The sequence below is a fragment of the Sphingomonas psychrotolerans genome (assembly GCF_002796605.1).
Taxonomy (GTDB): domain Bacteria; phylum Pseudomonadota; class Alphaproteobacteria; order Sphingomonadales; family Sphingomonadaceae; genus Sphingomonas; species Sphingomonas psychrotolerans.
The window spans coordinates 1,236,016-1,253,518 of the sequence record NZ_CP024923.1 but is presented as its reverse complement, the minus strand read 5'-3'; the positions used below and the strand labels follow the sequence as shown (position 1 = coordinate 1,253,518).

Genomic DNA, 17,503 nt, shown 5'->3' with positions numbered 1-17,503 from the left:
CTAAAATGCGCCTTTTCCACAATTGCTACCAGCGTTGCTTGCGCCGGCTCTCGCGATCGATCGACATCAGGATGCCGAAACAGATCATAAAGGTCATCTGCGCGGTGCCGCCGAAGCTGATCAGCGGCAGCGGAATACCGACCACCGGGGCGAGGCCCATCACCATCAGCATGTTGATCGAGGAATAGAAGAAGATCGTCGCCGAGAGGCCGGCGGCGGTCAGCCGGCCGAAGCGGGTCTTGGCGCGCATGCTCACGCCGATCCCCCAGCCGATCAGGCAGCCGAACGCGATGATGACGAACAGGCCGCCCATCAGCCCCCATTCTTCCATCATCGTCGCGAGGGCGAAATCGGTATGCCCTTCAGGTAGATAGTCGAGATGGCTCTGAGTGCCGTTGAGGAAACCCTTGCCGAAGATGCCACCCGATCCGATGGCGATCTTTGACTGGCTGATGTGATAGCCGGTGCCGAGCGGATCGCTTTCCGGGCTCAGGAACACCAGCACCCGGTTACGCTGATAGTCGTGGAGCACGAAGTTGACGACGAGCGGGATGGCCGCCGCCAGCGCCAGCCCGCCGCCGATGAACAGCCGCAGCGGAATGCCCGAGAGGAACATCACCGCGACGCCGCCGCCAGCGATCATCAACGCGGTACCGAGATCGGGCTGGAGCATCACCAGAGCGGCGGGCAGCCCGATCAGCACTGCCCCTGGCCAGAGCGCCCCGAACTTGCGGATCTCGCTGGCCGGCAGGATCTCGTAGAAGCGCGCCATGGTCAACACGATGATCGGCTTCATCAACTCGGAAGGCTGGAGCCGGATGATTCCGAGGTCGAGCCAGCGCTGGCTGCCCCCCGCGACCGCGCCGAGCGCCTCGACTCCGATCAGCATCAGCAGAATGACGCCATAAAGCGGGAAGGTGGCATGCGCCCACCATCCCTCTGGAACCCGCGACAGCGCGATTGCCATCCCGAAGAAGACGAAGAACTTCGTCCCCTGCGAAAAAGCCCAGGGGTAGAGGCTGCCGCCCGCGGCAGAATAGAGCACGACCAGTCCGAAGCAGCCGATGGCGAGGACGAGCAGCAGCACTTTCCACGGCAATTGCGCCAGGGGGGCAGGGACCATGCCGGGGCCGATCTTGCTCATTCGGCGCGATCCTCATCGCGTCCGGCCACGTCGCCGACCGGCACGGTGGCATTGGCGGCCTCGGAAACGACATTGCTCGCCGCCGCTTCGGCATCCTCGGGAACCGGCGGCGGCGGGGCGGCCTTCGCTGCCGCCTGCGCGGCCTTGAACGCCTCGCTCTTCCGCGCCAGCCGCTCGCTATAGGTGCCGCCCCAGCCTTTCTCGAGTTCGTGCAACGTCGCCATCGCCTTCTCGCGATCGAACAGGAAGGTCATGATGTCGCGCGCGGTGGGCGACACGTCGGTCAGCGGGTTGATATGACCATGGTGCTCCAGCACGATCGACGCGGCATAGCGCGGATTGTCCCAGGGCGCGAAGCACACGAACAGCGTATGGTCGCGCAGCTTGAACGGCAGCGACGCATTGCCGAGCACGCCCGAGCGGCGCTCGGCTGCGGTGATTGCGCGGACCTGTGCGGTACCGGTCTTGCCGGCGAGCTCGATTCCGGGGATCGGCAATCGCGCCTTGCCCGCGGTACCTCCGCCGTTGATCACGGCCCACATGCACTGGCGCACCGTCTGGATGTGCTGCGGATCGATTCCGAGCGAGGGGGCCGGTTGGTGCGGCCCGTCGAGCAGCAGCCGTGGCACGATCGCGCGGCCCTGCGCCATCCGTGCCGCCATCACCGCCAGCTGGAGCGGATTGGCGAGGACGTAGCCCTGCCCGATCGACGCATTGACCGAGTCGGCGATGGTCCAGGGCTGCTTGTACTTCTTCTCTTTCCACGCACTGTCGGGGACGGTGCCGAAGCGCTGGCTGGTATAGGGCAAATCGAAACGCTGCCCGAGGCCCATCTCGCGCACCGTCGGCGCGAAGGCATCGTAACCGAGCTCGCGCGCCATCGAATAGAAATAGATGTCGCAGCTCTGCGCCACCGCGCGTTCCATGTTGACCGCCCCATGGCCGCGCCGGCTGTGGCAGTGAAAGGCGCGGCGCCCCACCTGAAGCGCGCCGGTGCAATTGACCGTCGCATTCGGTGAGATACCAGCGCGCAGCACCGCCAGTGCATGCATCGGCTTGACCGTCGAACCGGGTGGATAGAGCCCCTGCAGCACCTTGTTCATCAGCGGCACGTGATCGTCGCCCGAGAGCATTTTCCACTCGCTCTGGCTGATCCCGTCGGAGAAGCTGTTGGGATCGTAGCCGGGCATCGAGACCATCGCGAGCACGTCGCCGGTGATGCAATCGAGCACGACGATCGAGCCCGAATTGTCGGCGAGCCGGCGCGCGCAATATTCCTGCAGCCCCGCGTCGATGGTGAGCTTGACGGTCTTGCCTGGCACGTCGGGACGCGTCGCGAGCTCACGCACCAGCTTGCCGCGCGCAGTGACCTCGACGCGCTTGGCACCGGGCTCGCCACGGAGCCGGGCCTCGAGTGTCTTCTCGAGCCCGTCCTTGCCCATCTTGAAGCCCGGCGTGACCATCAGCGGGTCTTTGGTTTCCTTATACTGCTCGGCCGACGCAGCGCCGACATAGCCGATCAGATGGCCGACCCCGGCACCGAGCGGATAGTTGCGGGTGAAGCCCTGCGTCGCCTGGACGCCCGGCAGCTCGGGCAGCCGAACGAGCACCATGGCGTAGCGCTCCCAGTCGAGGCTCTCTTTGACCTGAACCGGCTGGAAGCCTTGCGCGCGCTTCAGATCGGTGCCGATGCGCGCCATGTCCTCGGGCGTGAGGCCCAGCATTTGCCGAAGCGCGGCGAGCGTCTCCTCGCGCCTCTCCAGTCGATCCGGGATCAGATCGACGCGGAAATCGGTGCGGTTGTTGGCGAGCGGTTGGCCGTTGCGGTCGACGATCCAGCCGCGGCGCGGCGGGCTGAGCGTCAGGCTCACCCGATTGTCCTCGGCCATCATCTTGTAGCGCTCGTTCTCGAACACCGAGAGCCACGTCATCCGGCCCGCGAGCACCAGCGCGACCACGGCCTGGCCGCCACCCATCAGCAAGGCACGCCGCGAGAAGCTGTAGGTCTGCGACGCTTCGGTGACTTTCAGCACCTCAATGCTTCCTCACATCGCGGTCGAACCATGCGCAGAGCCGGTAGATCAGCGGGAACAATGCCGCCGATGCCAGCGCCTGAAGCAGCAGCGCAGTGTCGACATGCGCGCCGAACGGCGAGGCGACGAGGCGTCCGGCGATCAGGCAGAAGCCGATGGCGCCGGAAGCGATCAGCCAGTCCTGCCAGAAATCGCGCCATACCAGCCGCGTATCTAGCACGTCGATCGCCAGCACGCATATCGTCCACAGCAGCATCGCCGAGCCCAGAGGCTGGCCGCTCACCATGTCGTCGAAGAAGCCGAGCAGGACCGGCACCCAGACGCGCATCGAATCGCCGCGCAGCATCCGCCAGCCGAGCAGCACCATCAGTCCGAAGGGCGGCAGGAACGGCACCACCGCGACGACCGGGAGCAAGGTCATCAGCGAACCCAGCATCACCGAGACCGGCGCGAGCCACACCGCCCGCGGCGGCTTCTCGGTCTGGCCCATCGGGATGAATTCGACCGGGCTCACGGCGTGGCCCTGGGCTGGGCGGTCGGGGAAGGAGAGGGGGCAGGCGTCGGCGTCGGTTCGGGCAGGAAGGTTTGCTGGACAAGCGCGAAATCGAGCCCGTCGGGGTTGGCGGCAGGCTGGGCGACGGCGATATCGCCCTGGGTGCGGATGACGCGCCCAACGACGATGTTGGGCGAAAAGACACCGCCGGTGCCCGAAGTCACGAAGACGTCGCCGACGCGGAATCCCATCGTGGAGACGCTCGCCGAGCGGATATCGAGCAACCCATCACCGCGGCCCGAGACGATCGCCGGAAGTCCGTCGCGCACGCGGCGCACCGGCACGATGCTCTCCGGGTCGACCAGCAGCAGCACGCGCGCGCTGTTGGGGCTGGTTTCGATGACCTGGCCGATCAGCCCCGAGGGGTCGCGCACCGGCTGACCGCGCTTGACGCCCTGCCAAGCGCCGGCATTGAGAGTCGCATAACGTCGCGTGCTCGATGACGAGCTGTTGACCAGCCGGGCCGCGACGATCGCGTCGGTGGTCACGTCGCGCAATTTGACCAGCTCGCGCAGCCGGCGATTTTCCTGCTCGAGCGTCTGCGCGCGCGATACCGTCAGTGCGTCCTTTGCGAGCTGCTTCTTCAGCCGGGCATTTTCGCCATGCACGGCGAAATAGCTGCCGATTCCGTCGGGAATGCCCGAAAGGCTGCGACGCACCCAATGGAAACCCGAGGCAACCGGAGTGGTGATCTCGGAGAACACCGAGCGTACCGCCGCGAATGCAGGCGGATTGAACGTCGACAGCAGCAGCAGCACTGCGCCGAACAGCGCACCGCCGGCGGCGCCGACATAGCCGATGAACCGTCCGTATTGCGCCCGCCGCGAAAACCCGGGGCGCCGGTTGCGTGGCGGCGCCATGTCCGTGCGCTCCCTAGACCTGGATGAGCACGCCGCGGAACATCGGATCCTCGAGCGCGCGCCCGGTGCCGAGCGCGACGCACGTTAGCGGATCCTCCGCCACGGTAACCGGCAGGCCGGTCTCGTCGCGAAGCACTTCGTCGAGGCCCTCGAGCAACGCGCCGCCGCCGGTGAGCACGATGCCCTGATCGACGATGTCGGCGGCGAGTTCGGGCGCGGTGTTTTCGAGCGCGATCCGCACGCCCTCGACGATCGTGCCGACCGGCTCGCTGAGCGCTTCGGCGATCTGGCCCTGGTTGATCTGGATTTCCTTGGGCACGCCATTGACGAGATCGCGACCCTTGATGTGGATCGTCTTGCCGATGCCGTCCGCAGGCGGCCTGGCAACGCCGACTTCCTGCTTGATCCGCTCTGCAGTGGCTTCGCCGATCAGCAGATTGTGGTTGCGGCGCACATAAGAGACGATCGCCTCGTCCATCTTGTCACCGCCGACACGGACCGAGGTCGAATAAGCGAGCCCACGCAGCGAGAGGACTGCGACTTCGGTAGTACCGCCGCCGATGTCTACGACCATCGATCCGATCGGCTCGGTGACCGGCATCCCCGCGCCGATCGCCGCCGCCATCGGCTCCTCGATCAGCCAGACCTGCGAAGCGCCGGCGTTCGACGCGGCATCGCGGATCGCGCGGCGCTCGACCGAAGTCGAACCCGACGGCACGCAGATCACGATCTGCGGCCAGCGCATGAAACGGCGCTGCCCGTGCACCTTCTGGATGAAGTGCTTGATCATCTGCTCGGCGACATCGATGTCGGCGATCACGCCGTCGCGAAGCGGGCGAATCGCTTCGATCGAGCCGGGCGTCTTGCCCATCATCAGCTTGGCGTCGTCGCCGACGGCCTTGACCCGCTTGACGCCGTTCAGCGTCTCGACCGCCACCACCGACGGTTCATTGAGGACGACGCCGCGTCCGCGGAGATATACGACTGTGTTCGCGGTGCCGAGATCGATCGCCATGTCGTGGGACATGAATTTGAAAAAGCGGGAAAAAGCCATTCGTTGTTCCGTCCTGCCGATCGGGCGCCCGCCGTCGGCTGTTCGCACCAGATTTTAGACCGGACCTTCCGGAACAGATAATAAACTGTCTCGGTGCATGCGCTTGCGGGTCGCGGGATGCCGCCCGTTGGGCTAGACAGACTGCCATGTCAATACGCCGTCTCCCCGAGCATCTTGTCAACCGGATTGCAGCCGGCGAAGTGGTCGAACGCCCTGCCAGCGCGCTGAAAGAACTGGTCGAAAACGCAGTCGACGCCGGAGCCACCCGGATCGCGGTCCGGCTCGCCGCCGGCGGCACCGAATTGATCGAGGTCATCGACGATGGCTGCGGCATGACGCCCGCCGACATCATGCTCGCGCTCGAGCGTCACGCTACTTCCAAGCTGCCTGACGACGCGATCGAAGCCGTCGCGACCTTGGGTTTTCGGGGCGAGGCGTTGCCGTCGATCGCGAGCGTCGCGCGGCTGACGATCGAGAGCCGGGTGCGCGGCGCCGATGGCTGGTCGCGCACCGTCGACAATGGCGAATGCGTTGCCGAAGGACCCGCCGCGCTGCCGCCGGGCACCCGGGTGCGCGTCGAGCAATTGTTCGCCCGCGTTCCGGCGCGGCGGAAATTCCTGCGCTCGGCGCGGGCGGAATATGGCGCCAGCCTCGACGTGGTGAAGCGGCTTGCCATGTCGCGCCCCGACATCGCCTTCTCGGTCGAGCATGACGGGCGCCGGACGCTTTCGGTCCAGGGTGGCGAATCCCGCCCTGAGCGCGTCGCGGCGCTCACCGATCGCGATCTTGCCGAGAACAGCGTCGCGATCGACTTCGAGCGAGAGAGTCTGATGCTCGGCGGCGTCGCCGGGCTGCCGACCTTCAACCGCGGGGTCGCGGACCACCAATATCTGTTCGTCAACGGCCGGCCGGTGAAGGACCGCTTGCTCGTCGGCGCAGTGCGCGGCGCCTATGCCGAGATGCTCGCGCGCGACCGTCACCCGGTGGTGGCGCTCTTCCTCGAGATCCCGCCCGACCAGGTCGACGTCAACGTCCACCCGGCCAAGACAGAAGTCCGCTTCCGCGATCCATCATTGGTGCGCGGCATGATCGTCAGCGGCCTGCGCCGCGCGCTCGACGAGGCGGGGCACCGCAGCGTCCAGCGACCGAGCGAAGCGGCGCTCGGGATGTGGCAACCAGGCCAGCTGAGCCCCACAGCAGGCAATGGCGTCGCCGAACCCTCTGCTTCTCCTGAAGGAGAGGGGCTGAGGCACTATTCGGGTCGCGCGCTCCACGACCGCCGCCCGACTTTCTTAACGCCGCCCCCACAGGCCCGCGCCGAGGCCGCGCATGCGCCGGTCCCACAGACGATCGACTTCCCTCTCGGCGTCGCGCGCGGGCAAGTCGCCAAGACCTATATCGTTGCCGAAGCCGAAGACGGTCTCGTCCTCGTCGACCAGCACGCCGCGCATGAGCGCCTCGTGCTCGAACGGATGCGCCGCGCGATGCAGGGCGGCGGCGTCGCCAGCCAGGCGCTGCTGCTCCCCGAAGTCGTCGAGCTCGACGAGCCCGGCTGCGACAGGCTCGAGGCGCGGATCGCGGAACTCGGCCAATTCGGTCTGGAGCTCGAACGCTTCGGTCCGCGCGCGATGCTGGTCCGCGCGACGCCCGCGGCGCTGGGGCAGGGTGATGTCCACGGCCTCGTCACCGATCTCGCCGACGAACTCGCCAGCTTCGACGAGGCTCTGTCCCTGAAGGAGCGCCTCGATCACGTCGCCTCGACCATGGCCTGTCACGGTTCGGTCCGTGCCGGCCGCATCCTCTCGGTCGCCGAGATGAACGCGTTGCTCCGCGAAATGGAAGTCACGCCGCATTCGGGCCAATGCAACCATGGCCGCCCGACCTGGGTGAAGCTGGCGCATGGCGACATCGAGAAATTGTTCGGGCGGAAATAACCTCAGCGCGCGCGGGAGCGCGGCGGCGTGCGGCTCGCATATTGCGGCAGCGCCGGCGCGCCGTCGATCGTCGCTGCGAGGTCGACCACGCAGAGATGCCTGTAGCGGCGATGCGTGCCGCAGCCCACGCCGGCAAAGCGGAAATCGTTCTGGAACAGCAGAGCGCGATGCCCGCGACCGGGCACGCCGTCGTCGACGATCAACTGGCGGACCACGGCGTCGGCGTCGGCCATGCCGTATGAGATGCTCTCGCCGACATAGATGTCGCCCCCGCGTCGCTGGACGCGTTCACCGGGGCCGGCGCCGTCGCGCGAGGCATGGCCGGTCGCGCCGACTTCGCCTTGATCCTCGGCATGATCCTGTGCCGCCAGCGCGAGCAGATCGCTATGGCCGAGCGGCGGCAGCGGCGTCTGGCGTTCGAGAAATTCGATCGCCTCGTCCACCGCGGACACCCCTTCTCGCGTGTAGACGCCGTTCGGGTCGTCCGGCAGGAACAGTATGTCGCCGTCGAAATAGCGACGGAGGTCGCGCAGCTCGTCGGCATAAGCGCGAGGATTCTGCCGCGCGTGGTTGATCCGCTCGAGCACCTGCGCCTCGAGCGAGCGCCGGCGCGGCTCGCCATCGGCGGCGGCGACGAGCAGGAACGAGCAAGCGGCAAGAGCGGCAGCGGCGAGACGCGGGATACGCATGGTACAGTTCCCCCCGGAACTCCGTCGCGCGCCATGCGCGCTGGTACTCGATGGTGACTGCGGGGATCCTAACCTTCTGACAATCCCGCAGGATACTCCGGGGTTAACCCTAAGCGATCAGCGGCGCCCGTCCGGCTTGCGCGCGAATTCCGCCACGCACATTACTCGATAGGTTTGGTGAGGGCCGCAACGCACGCCGACGAAGCGCATCTCCGCCGCGAACACGGTCCGCCGATGTCCGCGACCCGGCACGGCGTCATCGACGATCAACTGGCGGACGACCTCCGCGGCGGAGGGCGGGCCATAGGTGATCGTCTCGGCAACGTAATCGCCGCCGCCGCGGCGCCGCACGCGATCGCGGGGATCCTCGCCGTTCTTCGAAAAATGTCCCGTCGCGCCGCGCGGTCCCTGATCCGCGACATGATCGCCCGCCGCCCGGGTGAGGAGCGGGGCGGGGGCGAGCGTCTCTGCCGGCACTTGCCGTTCGAGAAAGGCAATTGCCTCGTCGACCGCGGCGACGCCTTCGGCAGTTCGCAGTCCCTCGGGCTTGCCAGGATAATGGACGATCTTGCCGCGGAAATGGCGGCGATAGTCGCGCAGGCGGTTCGCATAACGCCGCGGGTGGGCGCGCGCGAAGTTGAGCTCGGCGACGATCTCCCGCTCCAGCGACGATTGGGCGGGGGCGAAGGCTGCAGCGATGGCCAGCGCGATCAGCATTGCCCAGATTTGGGCGGGCCGAGGATGAACGCAAGCCGAATATCGCGTTCAAATCGCCGCAACCTTGTTCGTCCCGGCTCGTTTTGAACTCGAACAGTCGAGCAAGGTAATTTCGATGGTCAAGGTAATGCCGCTGGTTCTCGCCCTGATCCCGCTGGCTGCGGTGATCGGCGCCTGCGTTTCGTGCCCTTGACTGCGCGCGGATAAAAGCCCCCGATCCCCCTTCGGCTCGTCGTGCCTCGTGCGGCGGGCCTTTTTTTGGCCGCTACGGTCGAGGCAAAGAAAAAGGCCGCCCCGGAAGCTCCGGAGCGGCCCTTTTCTTGCGTAGCGGCGAAGGCTCAGCCCTCGGCGTTCTCGTCCGCGGCAGGTGCCGACTGCACTTCGGCAGTCGCGCCCGGCTCGGCGTTGGGATCGTAATCCTCGATGAAGCCGGCTTCGTCCTTCTCGAACATCGCAGTCATCACGTCGACGCCCTGCGACTGCATCTCGGCCTCTTCCGGCGAGCGGGCGACGTTGACCTTGACGGTCACCGACACCTCGGGGTGCAGCGCAACCTTGATGTCGTACACGCCGATCGCCTTGATCGGACGGTCGAGCACGATCTGCGCCTTGCTGACCTTGTGGCCATCGGCAGTGATCGCGTCGACCAGGTCGCGCGCCGCAACCGAACCGTAAAGCTGGCCGGTGTTCGACGCCTGACGGATCAGCGTGACCGAAACGTCGTTGAAGTTGCCGGCTTCCTTCTCGGCATCGCTACGACGCGAAGCGTTGTCGGCTTCGATGCGCGCGCGATTGGCCTCGAAGACCTTGCGGTTGGCGGCGTTCGAACGGAGCGCCTTTTTGTTGGGCAGAAGGAAGTTGCGGGCGAACCCGTCCTTGACCTTCACTACGTCGCCGATGGCGCCGAGCTTCTCGACGCGCTCAAGCAGGATGACTTCCATGCTATCTGCTCCTTACTTGACGATGTAGGGCAGCAGGCCCAGGTGACGGGCGCGCTTGATGGCCTGGGCCAGCTCGCGCTGCTTCTTCGCGCTCACCGAAGTGATGCGCGAGGGGACGATCTTGCCGCGCTCGGACACGAAGCCCTGGAGCAGACGGACGTCCTTATAGTCGATCCGGGGCGCGTCCTTCGCGGAGAAGGGGCAGCTCTTGCGACGGCGGAAAAATGGGCGTGCCATATTCTATAACTCCTTATTCGCCGCCGAAACCGGTGTTGCCGCCGGCATCGTCGCGATCGCGACGACCACGGCCGCGCTCGCGGTCCTGACCCTTGCGCATCATCACGGTGGGACCCTGCTCCAGCTCGTCGACCTTGACGGTCATGTAGCGGATCACGTCTTCGTTGATCTGCGTCTGGCGCTCGAGCTCGGCGACGACACCCGCGGGGGCGTCGATCTCGATCATCACGTAATGCGCCTTGCGGTTCTTGGCGATGCGATAGGCGAGCGAACGAAGACCCCAGGTCTCGGTCTTGAGAACCTTGCCCTTGTTGTCCTCGACGATCTTGGTGGCGGCTTCCGCCAGTGCGTCCACTTGCGCCTGTGCCAGATCCTGGCGCGCAAGGAACACGTGCTCGTAAAGAGCCATGCGTTTCTTCTCACTGTTGGCCGATCGCTGACGTGCACCCCATGTGCAACGCCCCTCCGGCTGTCGTCTTCAAAGCAAGTCGGGCAGAGACACGTCTCCACCCCGACTGGCGCGGCCTATGCGGGGAAAGCGCCAGGAAGGCAAGTGGTAAGCTACCCGGCACAAGGCCGGGATGACGAGTTCGGCTAAATTTCGTCCGCTGTCCGGCGCACGAAGCAATCCACACCCCCGGCCTGCGCACGGGCGCAAAGCCCCTCGGTCTCGGCACGCACTGCAGGCAGACTCCGCAGCCGATGCAGCGCTCCCTCCTGCCGGATCACCACCGGGACCCCAGCCTCGATCAGCCGCGCCCGCTGGCGTTCGGCGGCATCGGCGGAGCTGAACGCGCCGAGCTGCGCCTGCCAGCTTTCGCCAGGCGGCAAATCCGCCGCCAATTGCTCGCTGGCAGCCATCGCCCGGCGTTGTTCGCGCGCCCGGCGCTGGATTTCGATCAGCGCGCCGAGCGTTATCGTCGCCGGCCTGTCGATGGCACCCGGCTGCGATCGGGGTGCCGCGTCGGGCGCGGCGATGCGCGCAGGGGCTGGCCGCTGTCGCGATGCCTGCGCGATGTCGAGGATAGGAAATACGCCGATCAGGAGCGGGCTCGCCAATGCGGCGAGCAGCCACGCGCGTCGGCGCGGGCGTTTGCGCAGGGCGATCGGAAAGAGAGAATCACTATGGTCCACGCGCGGCTCGTTACGGTTAACCACTGTTAACGCACGAGCCCCGGATATTTCCAGCCCGGTCCCGAAAAGGGACGCGAAAGCGGCGGAGCCATAAGGCCCCGCCGCTCACGTCGCCCGAGACAGGCCGCCGCTTTAGCGGATCATGTTCGCGAACACCGCGGCGATGATCCCGCTGGTGATGCCGACCAGCACTGCGTCGTTGCCCGACTGGACGTAGCGGTAACCGCGCGGCGGCGTCCGCAGGTCGCGATACTGGCGATAGTCGATCTGCCGGTAATTGCGCGCATAGCGGCTGTCGAAGCGCTGGCCGCGCTGCCAGTTGCGGTTCTGCCAGTTCTGGTTTTGATAGCCGCGATCGTTCCGATAGCCATAGCCGCGCTGCGTGGTCTGCCTGACGACGACATTGCCGTTGGGGCGATGCTTGATCACTGTCTCCTGGCGGGGCGCGTCATAGCCGCGATACTGCTGCGGCGCGGCGGCCATTGCGGGAGTGGCGGCGATCGAAGCGGCGACCAGACCGAGAATGAACTTCTTCATGACGTAACTCCTCTTGTTCGCGCCGTTGCCTGGCGTTGAACCTTATCTAGGAGCCGGTTGTCGCAGCCCTGTCCCGGCGAGCCCGCAAAAGAGTCGCCAATTGTCGCAGGCCGCGGGGGTTCGTTCAGGTTGGGCGGAGCGGACAGGCTTGCCCGCATGCCGCAACGGTTCTAACCCGCGCCGCCTGAAGTCCAAGGAGAGACAAATGCGCGCGTTCATCTTCCCCGGCCAGGGCAGCCAGGCGGTCGGCATGGGCAGCGCGCTCGCCGCGGCCAGCCCGCATGCGCGCGAAGTCTTCCAGGAAGTCGACGAAGCGCTCGGTCAGAAGCTGTCGAGGCTGATGGCCGAAGGGCCGGAGGACCAGCTCACGCTCACCGCCAACGCCCAGCCGGCGATCATGGCGAACGCCATCGCGGTGTTGCGCGTGCTCGAAAAGGACGGCGGCATCCGCCTCGCCGAAAAGGCCGATTTCGTCGCGGGCCACAGCCTCGGCGAGTATAGCGCGCTTTGCGCCGCGGGCGCGTTCGATCTGGCGACTGCCGCCAGATTGCTGCGCATCCGCGGTAATGCCATGCAGGCTGCGGTACCGGTCGGGGTCGGCGCGATGGCGGCTCTGCTCGGCGTCGATCTCGCCAGGGCGCAGTCGATCGCCGATGCCGCCGCGCAGGGCGAGGTCTGCACCGTCGCGAACGACAATGATCCGGGTCAGGTGGTGATTTCGGGGCATCTCGGCGCGATCGAGCGTGCATTGCCGCTTGCCAAGGAAATGGGCGCCAAACGTGCGCTGCTGCTGCCGGTCTCGGCGCCGTTCCACTGCCCACTGATGCAGCCCGCCGCCGATGCGATGGAAGCGGCGCTTGCCGCGGTCATGATCCAGTCGCCGTTCGTCCCGGTCTACGCCAACGTCACCGCCGCCCCCGTCGCCGACCCGGACACGATCCGCACGCTCCTCGTCGAGCAGGTCACCGGCATGGTCCGCTGGCGCGAGTCGGTGCTGGCGATGCAGGCGGCGGGGGTGACCGAGTTCGTCGAATTCGGCGGCAAGGTCCTCGCCGGCATGATCAAACGCATCGCCCCCGACGCCACCACCACCAGCCTCGTCACGATGAACGACATCGAGGCGCTGGCGAAGGGACTTTGATTTTTTCACGCGAAGGCGCGAAGACGCCAAGATGCATGACATCGAGGCGACTGCAGCGGATATCATTGATGCTGCGCTGAAGCTGCACATGGGTCTTGGCCCCGGCCTGCTCGAAAGTGTTTACGAGACGATCTTGGCTGCGAAGCTTGTAGAACGAGGCCATTCGGTAGTTCAGCAATGCCCGATCGATATCGAATATGACGGGCTTGTTTTTCAGGCGGCCTTTCGAGCCGACATCATCGTGAATGGACAGGTGCTTGTCGAGGTGAAGTCGATTGAACGGCTCAATCCCGTGCATGGCAAACAGGTGCTGACCTATCTTCGCTTGCTCAAGCAGCCTCTTGGGCTGCTGATCAATTTCGGCGGCGCGACGCTCAAAGAGGGGCTGCGCCGCATCGTCAATAACTATGAACCCTTAGCGCCTTCGCGCCTTCGCGTGAATCAATAAGAAGGACCACCCCAATGTTCGACCTCACAGGCATGACCGCCCTCGTCACCGGCGCTTCGGGCGGGATCGGTTCGGCGATCGCCAAGGGGCTCGCCGCGCAGGGCGCGCGGCTCGCGGTTTCGGGCTCGAATGCGGAGAAGCTCGAAACGTTTCGCGCCGAATTGGGCGGCGATCACGTCGCGCTCCCGTGCAACCTGTCCGACGGCGCCGCGGTCGACGCGCTCGTGCCCCAGGCGGTCGAGGCGCTCGGCAAACTCGACATCCTCGTCAACAACGCTGGCGTCACCCGCGACAATCTCGCGATGCGGATGAAGGACGAGGAATGGGACACGGTGATCCGCGTCAACCTCGAAGCCGCATTCCGCCTTATGCGCGCCGCAGCCAGGCCGATGATGAAAGCGCGCTACGGCCGGATGATCTCGATCACGTCGGTCGTGGGTGCCACCGGCAATCCGGGGCAGGCCAACTATGCCGCGTCCAAGGCGGGGCTCGTCGGCATGTCCAAGGCGCTCGCGCAGGAGCTCGCCAGCCGCAACATCACGGTCAATTGCGTCGCTCCCGGCTTCATCCGCTCGGCGATGACCGAGGTGCTGCCCGAGGCCCAGAAGACCGCCTTGCTCAGCCGCATCCCTGCAGGCGACCTCGGCAATGGCGAGGATATCGCCGCGGCGGTGGTCTATCTCGCCAGCAGGGAAGCCGGCTACGTCACCGGCCAGACCTTGCATGTCAACGGCGGGATGGCGATGCTCTGAGCCCCGGGGCTGGAGTAACCATCATGCGTATCATCGTAACTGCCCTGCTGCTCGCGTTCGCGGCGTCCGCGCACGCCGCCGATCTCGCAACGATCGATTGCGTCGCGGGGAAGGTGAGCCCCGCCGTGACTGCCAGCTTGCACGCGGATGTCTCGCGCAACATGGCCGAGAGCGGCAAGCGGCCGAGCTACGATCCTGCGGTCGGCGGGAGCATCGCCAGCGCCGCGGCCGCCTGCGGGCTCGAGCATAACTGGTCCGAAGCGGCGGTGAAGGCGGCGCGGATCTACACGCTGGCCAGGCTCGGCCTGCCGGTGGCCACGCGAGTGATCGGCGAGCGCGGGTTCGACGCGGCGGCGCTCGAGGATCGCTTCCACGCGCTGCCCGAGGAGACGCGCAATCGCGTGCTCACCCCGGTCGAGAACCAGGAGCTGATCAAGGGGTCGGTCACCGACGAAGCGAAGCAGACGCGCGAGAATGCCGAGCTGCTCGCCGAATATTTCGCTTTCCTCAGCACGATCCAATATGCGAGCTTCGAATTTTCGCAGGCCTGAACGTACCGGGCCGGGGGTGTGCCCCCTTGCAACGGCCCCACCGGCATTCTAGGTGCGTTCACACGGAATTCAGAGCCCCAGACAAAGGAAAACAGGGACTATGGCCAACCAGGAAGAGATCACCCAGCGCGTTGCCGCGCTCGTCGTCGACCATCTCGGCGTCGATGCCGGCGAAGTGAAGCCCGAAGCGAGCTTCATCGACGATCTGGGTGCGGACAGCCTCGACATCGTCGAGCTGGTCATGGCTTTCGAGGAAGAATTCGGCGTCGAGATTCCCGATGACGCGGCCGAGAAGATCACCACGGTCGGCGACGCGGTCTCGTACATCAGCGAGCACCAGGAAGACTGATCGCCTCCCGGCGACCTGCCCTGATGGGCCGGCATTGCCATTTAGCGGCTTCCCGTCCGGGCTCGCAAGAGAAGGGCGGGGAGCCGTTTCGTTTTCGTAACGAATTTGCCAGCGATTGGGCCTCTATGGGCGATGATCGCCATGTTTGACGGAGAGAACGCCATGCGCCGCGTAGTCGTAACCGGCCTTGGGCTCGTCACCCCGTTGGGTGCCGATGTCGAGACGGCCTGGAAGAACATCATCGCCGCCAAGTCCGGCGCGGCAACGATCACGCGCTTCGACGCGACCGATTTCCACAGCAATTATGCTTGCGAAGTGAAAGCGGCGGGTCACGAATATGGCTTCGATCCGAACCTGCGCGTCGATCACAAGGTCCAGCGCCAGGTCGATCCCTTCATCATCTTCGGCATCGACGCCGCCGGCCAGGCTATCGAGGACGCCGGGCTGCTCGATATGGACGAGGAAACCCGCTTCCGCGCCGGCTGTTCGATCGGTGCGGGTATCGGTGGTCTGCCGGGTATCGAGAGCGAATCGCTCGTCCTGGCCGCGAAGGGACCCAAGCGCGTCAGCCCGCACTTCGTCCACGGCCGGTTGATCAACCTCATTTCGGGCCAGGTCTCGATCAAATATGGGCTGATGGGACCCAACCACGCCGTGGTCACTGCCTGCTCGACCGGCGCGCACTCGATCGGCGACGCCGCGCGGATGATCGCGATGGACGACGCCGACATCATGCTGGCGGGCGGCGCCGAGGGGGCGATCTGCCCGATCGGCATCGCCGGCTTCGGCCAGGCGCGCGCGCTTTCGACCAACTTCCGCGACGATCCCACCCGCGGCAGTCGCCCCTGGGATCAGGACCGCGACGGCTTCGTGATGGGCGAGGGCGCCGGCGTGGTCGTGCTCGAGGAATATGAGCACGCGAAGAAGCGCGGTGCCAAGATCTATGCCGAAGTCATCGGCTATGGCCTGTCGGGCGACGCCTATCACGTGACGGCGCCACATCCAGAAGGCTCGGGCGCGTTCCGCTCGATGCAGATGGCGATGAAGAAGTCCGGCCTCGACTTCAGCGACATCGACTATATCAACGCGCACGGAACCTCGACGCCGCTCGGCGATGAACTCGAGCTGGGTGCAGTCCGTCGCCTGTTCGGAAACAACATCGAGACGCTGTCGATGAGCTCGACCAAATCTGCGATCGGCCATCTGCTCGGCGGCGCCGGCGCAGTGGAATCGATCTTCTGCATCCTCGCGATGCGCGACCAGATCGCCCCACCGACGCTCAACCTCGACAGTCCGAGCGAGAATTGCGCCGGCATCGACCTCGTTCCGCACAAGGCGAAGGAGCGCAAGATCAAGGCGGTGCTCAACAACAGCTTCGGCTTCGGCGGCACCAACGCCAGCCTGGTGATGAAGGCTGTCTGAAGCCCCGCCTCCGCGTCGTTCGCGGCGGGCGGGCGGCTGTGCGATCCTCGTCGTGCTGCTGCTGGCGGTGGCGGCGGTGCTCGCCCTGCTCCAGCTCTGGGCGGGCGGCGGGCCGTCGCGGGCCAACATGACCGTGCTGATCCCCGAAGGCGCGAGCCTGAGCAAGGCTGCGACCGAGCTGGAGAAAGCCGGCGCGATCCGATCGGCCCGGCAATTCGTTTTGCTCTCGAAGGTGTTCGGCGGCGGCGCGCCGATCAAGGCGGGCGAATATCGCGTTCCGGCAGGGCTCAGCCAATCCGACCTGCTCAAGACGATGCAGGGCGGGCAGACGCTCCAGCGCTTCGTACGCGTGCCCGAGGGGACGCCGTCGATCATCGTCTACGAGACGTTGCTCAAGGCGCCGCAGCTCGCCGGCCCGGTAGCGGTGCCCGACGAGGGATCGGTGCTTCCGGACAGCTACGCCTATAATCGCGGCGACACCCGACAGGCTGTGCTGACACGCATGCAGAAGGCGATGGACGACTATCTCGCCAAGGCGTGGGAGCGCCGCAAGCCGGGTATCGCTGTCCGCACCCCGCGCGAGGCGCTGATCCTCGCCTCGATCGTCGAAAAGGAAACCGGCAAGCCCGAGGAGCGCCGCACGGTCGCGGCGGTCTATTCGAACCGCTTGCGCGTCGGCATGCCACTTCAGGCCGATCCCACAACCATTTATCCGGTCACCAAAGGCAAACCGCTCGGCCGCCGCATCCTCCAGTCGGAGTTGCGCGCGGTGAACCCGTACAACACCTATGCGATGACCGGCCTGCCGGTGGGGCCGATTGCCAATCCTGGCAAGGAATCGATCGACGCGGTGCTCGACCCCGCACAGTCGAGCGCATTGTACTTCGTCGCCGACGGCACCGGCGGCCATGTGTTCGCCGACACGCTCGAGCAACACAACGCCAACGTGCAGAAATGGTATGCGCGGCGGCGCGAGCGGGGGGAAATGTAGCTTAACTCCCTCTTTC

General features: G+C 66.0%; 20 protein-coding genes. 8 read left to right on the top strand and 12 right to left on the bottom strand.

Going from position 1 to position 17,503, the window contains the following annotated elements:
• Window positions 1-25 precede the first annotated feature (25 nt).
• Genes rodA through CVN68_RS05665 form a run of 5 tightly spaced genes read right to left on the bottom strand, consistent with a single transcriptional unit; the run spans window position 26 to window position 5,644 of the window.
• On the bottom strand, window positions 26-1,144 hold the full coding sequence (rodA, locus tag CVN68_RS05685; protein WP_100281339.1) for a rod shape-determining protein RodA: 1,119 nt from the start codon (window positions 1,142-1,144) through the stop codon (window positions 26-28).
• Window positions 1,141-3,120, bottom strand: a complete 1,980-nt coding sequence (mrdA, locus tag CVN68_RS05680; RefSeq protein WP_100284230.1) for a penicillin-binding protein 2 — start codon at window positions 3,118-3,120, stop codon at window positions 1,141-1,143. The genes rodA and mrdA overlap by 4 nt, the downstream gene beginning before the upstream one ends.
• Before the next feature lie 58 nt (window positions 3,121-3,178).
• Window positions 3,179-3,667, bottom strand: a complete 489-nt coding sequence (mreD, locus tag CVN68_RS05675) for a rod shape-determining protein MreD (protein WP_100284231.1) — start codon at window positions 3,665-3,667, stop codon at window positions 3,179-3,181.
• Between the two features lie 20 nt (window positions 3,668-3,687).
• The gene (mreC, locus tag CVN68_RS05670; RefSeq protein WP_100281338.1) at window positions 3,688-4,590 is read right to left on the bottom strand and encodes a rod shape-determining protein MreC; all 903 of its coding nucleotides are present in this window, start codon (window positions 4,588-4,590) and stop codon (window positions 3,688-3,690) included.
• Window positions 4,591-4,603: 13 nt separating this feature from the next.
• Window positions 4,604-5,644, bottom strand: a complete 1,041-nt coding sequence (locus tag CVN68_RS05665) for a rod shape-determining protein (RefSeq protein ID WP_100281337.1) — start codon at window positions 5,642-5,644, stop codon at window positions 4,604-4,606.
• A 146-nt stretch (window positions 5,645-5,790) separates the two neighbouring features.
• On the opposite strand from CVN68_RS05665, the gene mutL reads away from it, so the two are divergent.
• Window positions 5,791-7,578, top strand: a complete 1,788-nt coding sequence (gene mutL / locus CVN68_RS05660) for a DNA mismatch repair endonuclease MutL (protein ID WP_100281336.1) — start codon at window positions 5,791-5,793, stop codon at window positions 7,576-7,578.
• 2 nt (window positions 7,579-7,580) lie between these two features.
• On the opposite strand, the gene CVN68_RS05655 is transcribed toward mutL, so the two are convergent.
• The 7 genes from CVN68_RS05655 to CVN68_RS05625 all read right to left on the bottom strand — a co-directional run bounded on the left by CVN68_RS05655 (window position 7,581) and on the right by CVN68_RS05625 (window position 11,833).
• Window positions 7,581-8,267, bottom strand: coding sequence for a CAP domain-containing protein (locus CVN68_RS05655; protein WP_158298749.1), 687 nt, complete (start codon window positions 8,265-8,267; stop codon window positions 7,581-7,583).
• 117 nt (window positions 8,268-8,384) lie between these two features.
• Window positions 8,385-8,984: a CAP domain-containing protein gene (locus CVN68_RS05650; RefSeq protein ID WP_100281335.1), complete on the bottom strand. Its 600-nt coding sequence runs from the start codon at window positions 8,982-8,984 to the stop codon at window positions 8,385-8,387.
• Window positions 8,985-9,322: 338 nt separating this feature from the next.
• A complete protein-coding gene (rplI, locus tag CVN68_RS05645) occupies window positions 9,323-9,925 on the bottom strand; it encodes a 50S ribosomal protein L9 (protein ID WP_100281334.1) in 603 nt (200 codons plus the stop codon).
• A gap of 12 nt (window positions 9,926-9,937) precedes the next feature.
• Window positions 9,938-10,162 carry a 30S ribosomal protein S18 gene (rpsR, locus tag CVN68_RS05640; RefSeq protein WP_010543816.1) on the bottom strand — a complete coding sequence of 75 codons (225 nt, stop codon included), beginning with the start codon at window positions 10,160-10,162 and terminating at the stop codon, window positions 9,938-9,940.
• 13 nt (window positions 10,163-10,175) lie between these two features.
• Window positions 10,176-10,571, bottom strand: a complete 396-nt coding sequence (gene rpsF / locus CVN68_RS05635) for a 30S ribosomal protein S6 (protein ID WP_100281333.1) — start codon at window positions 10,569-10,571, stop codon at window positions 10,176-10,178.
• A gap of 185 nt (window positions 10,572-10,756) precedes the next feature.
• Window positions 10,757-11,296 (bottom strand): SPOR domain-containing protein, encoded by a 540-nt coding sequence (locus CVN68_RS05630; RefSeq protein ID WP_100281332.1) that lies wholly within the window; start codon window positions 11,294-11,296, stop codon window positions 10,757-10,759.
• 132 nt (window positions 11,297-11,428) lie between these two features.
• Window positions 11,429-11,833, bottom strand: a complete 405-nt coding sequence (locus tag CVN68_RS05625) for an RcnB family protein (protein WP_100281331.1) — start codon at window positions 11,831-11,833, stop codon at window positions 11,429-11,431.
• Window positions 11,834-12,038: 205 nt separating this feature from the next.
• On the opposite strand from CVN68_RS05625, the gene fabD reads away from it, so the two are divergent.
• The 7 genes from fabD to mltG all read left to right on the top strand — a co-directional run bounded on the left by fabD (window position 12,039) and on the right by mltG (window position 17,487).
• Complete coding sequence (fabD, locus tag CVN68_RS05620; protein WP_100281330.1) at window positions 12,039-12,974, top strand: ACP S-malonyltransferase; 936 nt, start codon at window positions 12,039-12,041, stop codon at window positions 12,972-12,974.
• 31 nt (window positions 12,975-13,005) lie between these two features.
• Complete coding sequence (locus tag CVN68_RS05615; RefSeq protein ID WP_100281329.1) at window positions 13,006-13,422, top strand: GxxExxY protein; 417 nt, start codon at window positions 13,006-13,008, stop codon at window positions 13,420-13,422.
• 14 nt (window positions 13,423-13,436) lie between these two features.
• Complete coding sequence (gene fabG, locus CVN68_RS05610) at window positions 13,437-14,174, top strand: 3-oxoacyl-[acyl-carrier-protein] reductase (protein ID WP_100281328.1); 738 nt, start codon at window positions 13,437-13,439, stop codon at window positions 14,172-14,174.
• Window positions 14,175-14,197: 23 nt separating this feature from the next.
• Window positions 14,198-14,725, top strand: a complete 528-nt coding sequence (locus CVN68_RS05605) for a hypothetical protein (protein WP_100281327.1) — start codon at window positions 14,198-14,200, stop codon at window positions 14,723-14,725.
• 100 nt (window positions 14,726-14,825) lie between these two features.
• The gene (locus tag CVN68_RS05600; protein ID WP_100281326.1) at window positions 14,826-15,074 is read left to right on the top strand and encodes an acyl carrier protein; all 249 of its coding nucleotides are present in this window, start codon (window positions 14,826-14,828) and stop codon (window positions 15,072-15,074) included.
• Window positions 15,075-15,236: 162 nt separating this feature from the next.
• Window positions 15,237-16,496: a beta-ketoacyl-ACP synthase II gene (fabF, locus tag CVN68_RS05595; RefSeq protein ID WP_100284228.1), complete on the top strand. Its 1,260-nt coding sequence runs from the start codon at window positions 15,237-15,239 to the stop codon at window positions 16,494-16,496.
• Window positions 16,497-16,539: 43 nt separating this feature from the next.
• Entirely contained in the window at window positions 16,540-17,487 is a 948-nt protein-coding gene (gene mltG, locus CVN68_RS05590; protein WP_407695546.1) for an endolytic transglycosylase MltG, read from the top strand.
• The last annotated feature ends 16 nt before the right edge of the window (window positions 17,488-17,503 follow it).

Coding starts and splice junctions, on each gene's coding strand:
- rodA (WP_100281339.1), bottom strand. CDS start 1,144: ATGAGCAAGATCGGCCCCGGCATGGTCCCTGCCCCCCTGGCGCAATTG.
- mrdA (WP_100284230.1), bottom strand. CDS start 3,120: ATGGGTGGCGGCCAGGCCGTGGTCGCGCTGGTGCTCGCGGGCCGGATG.
- mreD (WP_100284231.1), bottom strand. CDS start 3,667: ATGGGCCAGACCGAGAAGCCGCCGCGGGCGGTGTGGCTCGCGCCGGTC.
- mreC (WP_100281338.1), bottom strand. CDS start 4,590: ATGGCGCCGCCACGCAACCGGCGCCCCGGGTTTTCGCGGCGGGCGCAA.
- CVN68_RS05665 (WP_100281337.1), bottom strand. CDS start 5,644: ATGGCTTTTTCCCGCTTTTTCAAATTCATGTCCCACGACATGGCGATC.
- mutL (WP_100281336.1), top strand. CDS start 5,791: ATGTCAATACGCCGTCTCCCCGAGCATCTTGTCAACCGGATTGCAGCC.
- CVN68_RS05655 (WP_158298749.1), bottom strand. CDS start 8,267: ATGCGTATCCCGCGTCTCGCCGCTGCCGCTCTTGCCGCTTGCTCGTTC.
- CVN68_RS05650 (WP_100281335.1), bottom strand. CDS start 8,984: ATGCTGATCGCGCTGGCCATCGCTGCAGCCTTCGCCCCCGCCCAATCG.
- rplI (WP_100281334.1), bottom strand. CDS start 9,925: ATGGAAGTCATCCTGCTTGAGCGCGTCGAGAAGCTCGGCGCCATCGGC.
- rpsR (WP_010543816.1), bottom strand. CDS start 10,162: ATGGCACGCCCATTTTTCCGCCGTCGCAAGAGCTGCCCCTTCTCCGCG.
- rpsF (WP_100281333.1), bottom strand. CDS start 10,571: ATGGCTCTTTACGAGCACGTGTTCCTTGCGCGCCAGGATCTGGCACAG.
- CVN68_RS05625 (WP_100281331.1), bottom strand. CDS start 11,833: ATGAAGAAGTTCATTCTCGGTCTGGTCGCCGCTTCGATCGCCGCCACT.
- fabD (WP_100281330.1), top strand. CDS start 12,039: ATGCGCGCGTTCATCTTCCCCGGCCAGGGCAGCCAGGCGGTCGGCATG.
- CVN68_RS05615 (WP_100281329.1), top strand. CDS start 13,006: ATGCATGACATCGAGGCGACTGCAGCGGATATCATTGATGCTGCGCTG.
- fabG (WP_100281328.1), top strand. CDS start 13,437: ATGTTCGACCTCACAGGCATGACCGCCCTCGTCACCGGCGCTTCGGGC.
- CVN68_RS05605 (WP_100281327.1), top strand. CDS start 14,198: ATGCGTATCATCGTAACTGCCCTGCTGCTCGCGTTCGCGGCGTCCGCG.
- CVN68_RS05600 (WP_100281326.1), top strand. CDS start 14,826: ATGGCCAACCAGGAAGAGATCACCCAGCGCGTTGCCGCGCTCGTCGTC.
- fabF (WP_100284228.1), top strand. CDS start 15,237: ATGCGCCGCGTAGTCGTAACCGGCCTTGGGCTCGTCACCCCGTTGGGT.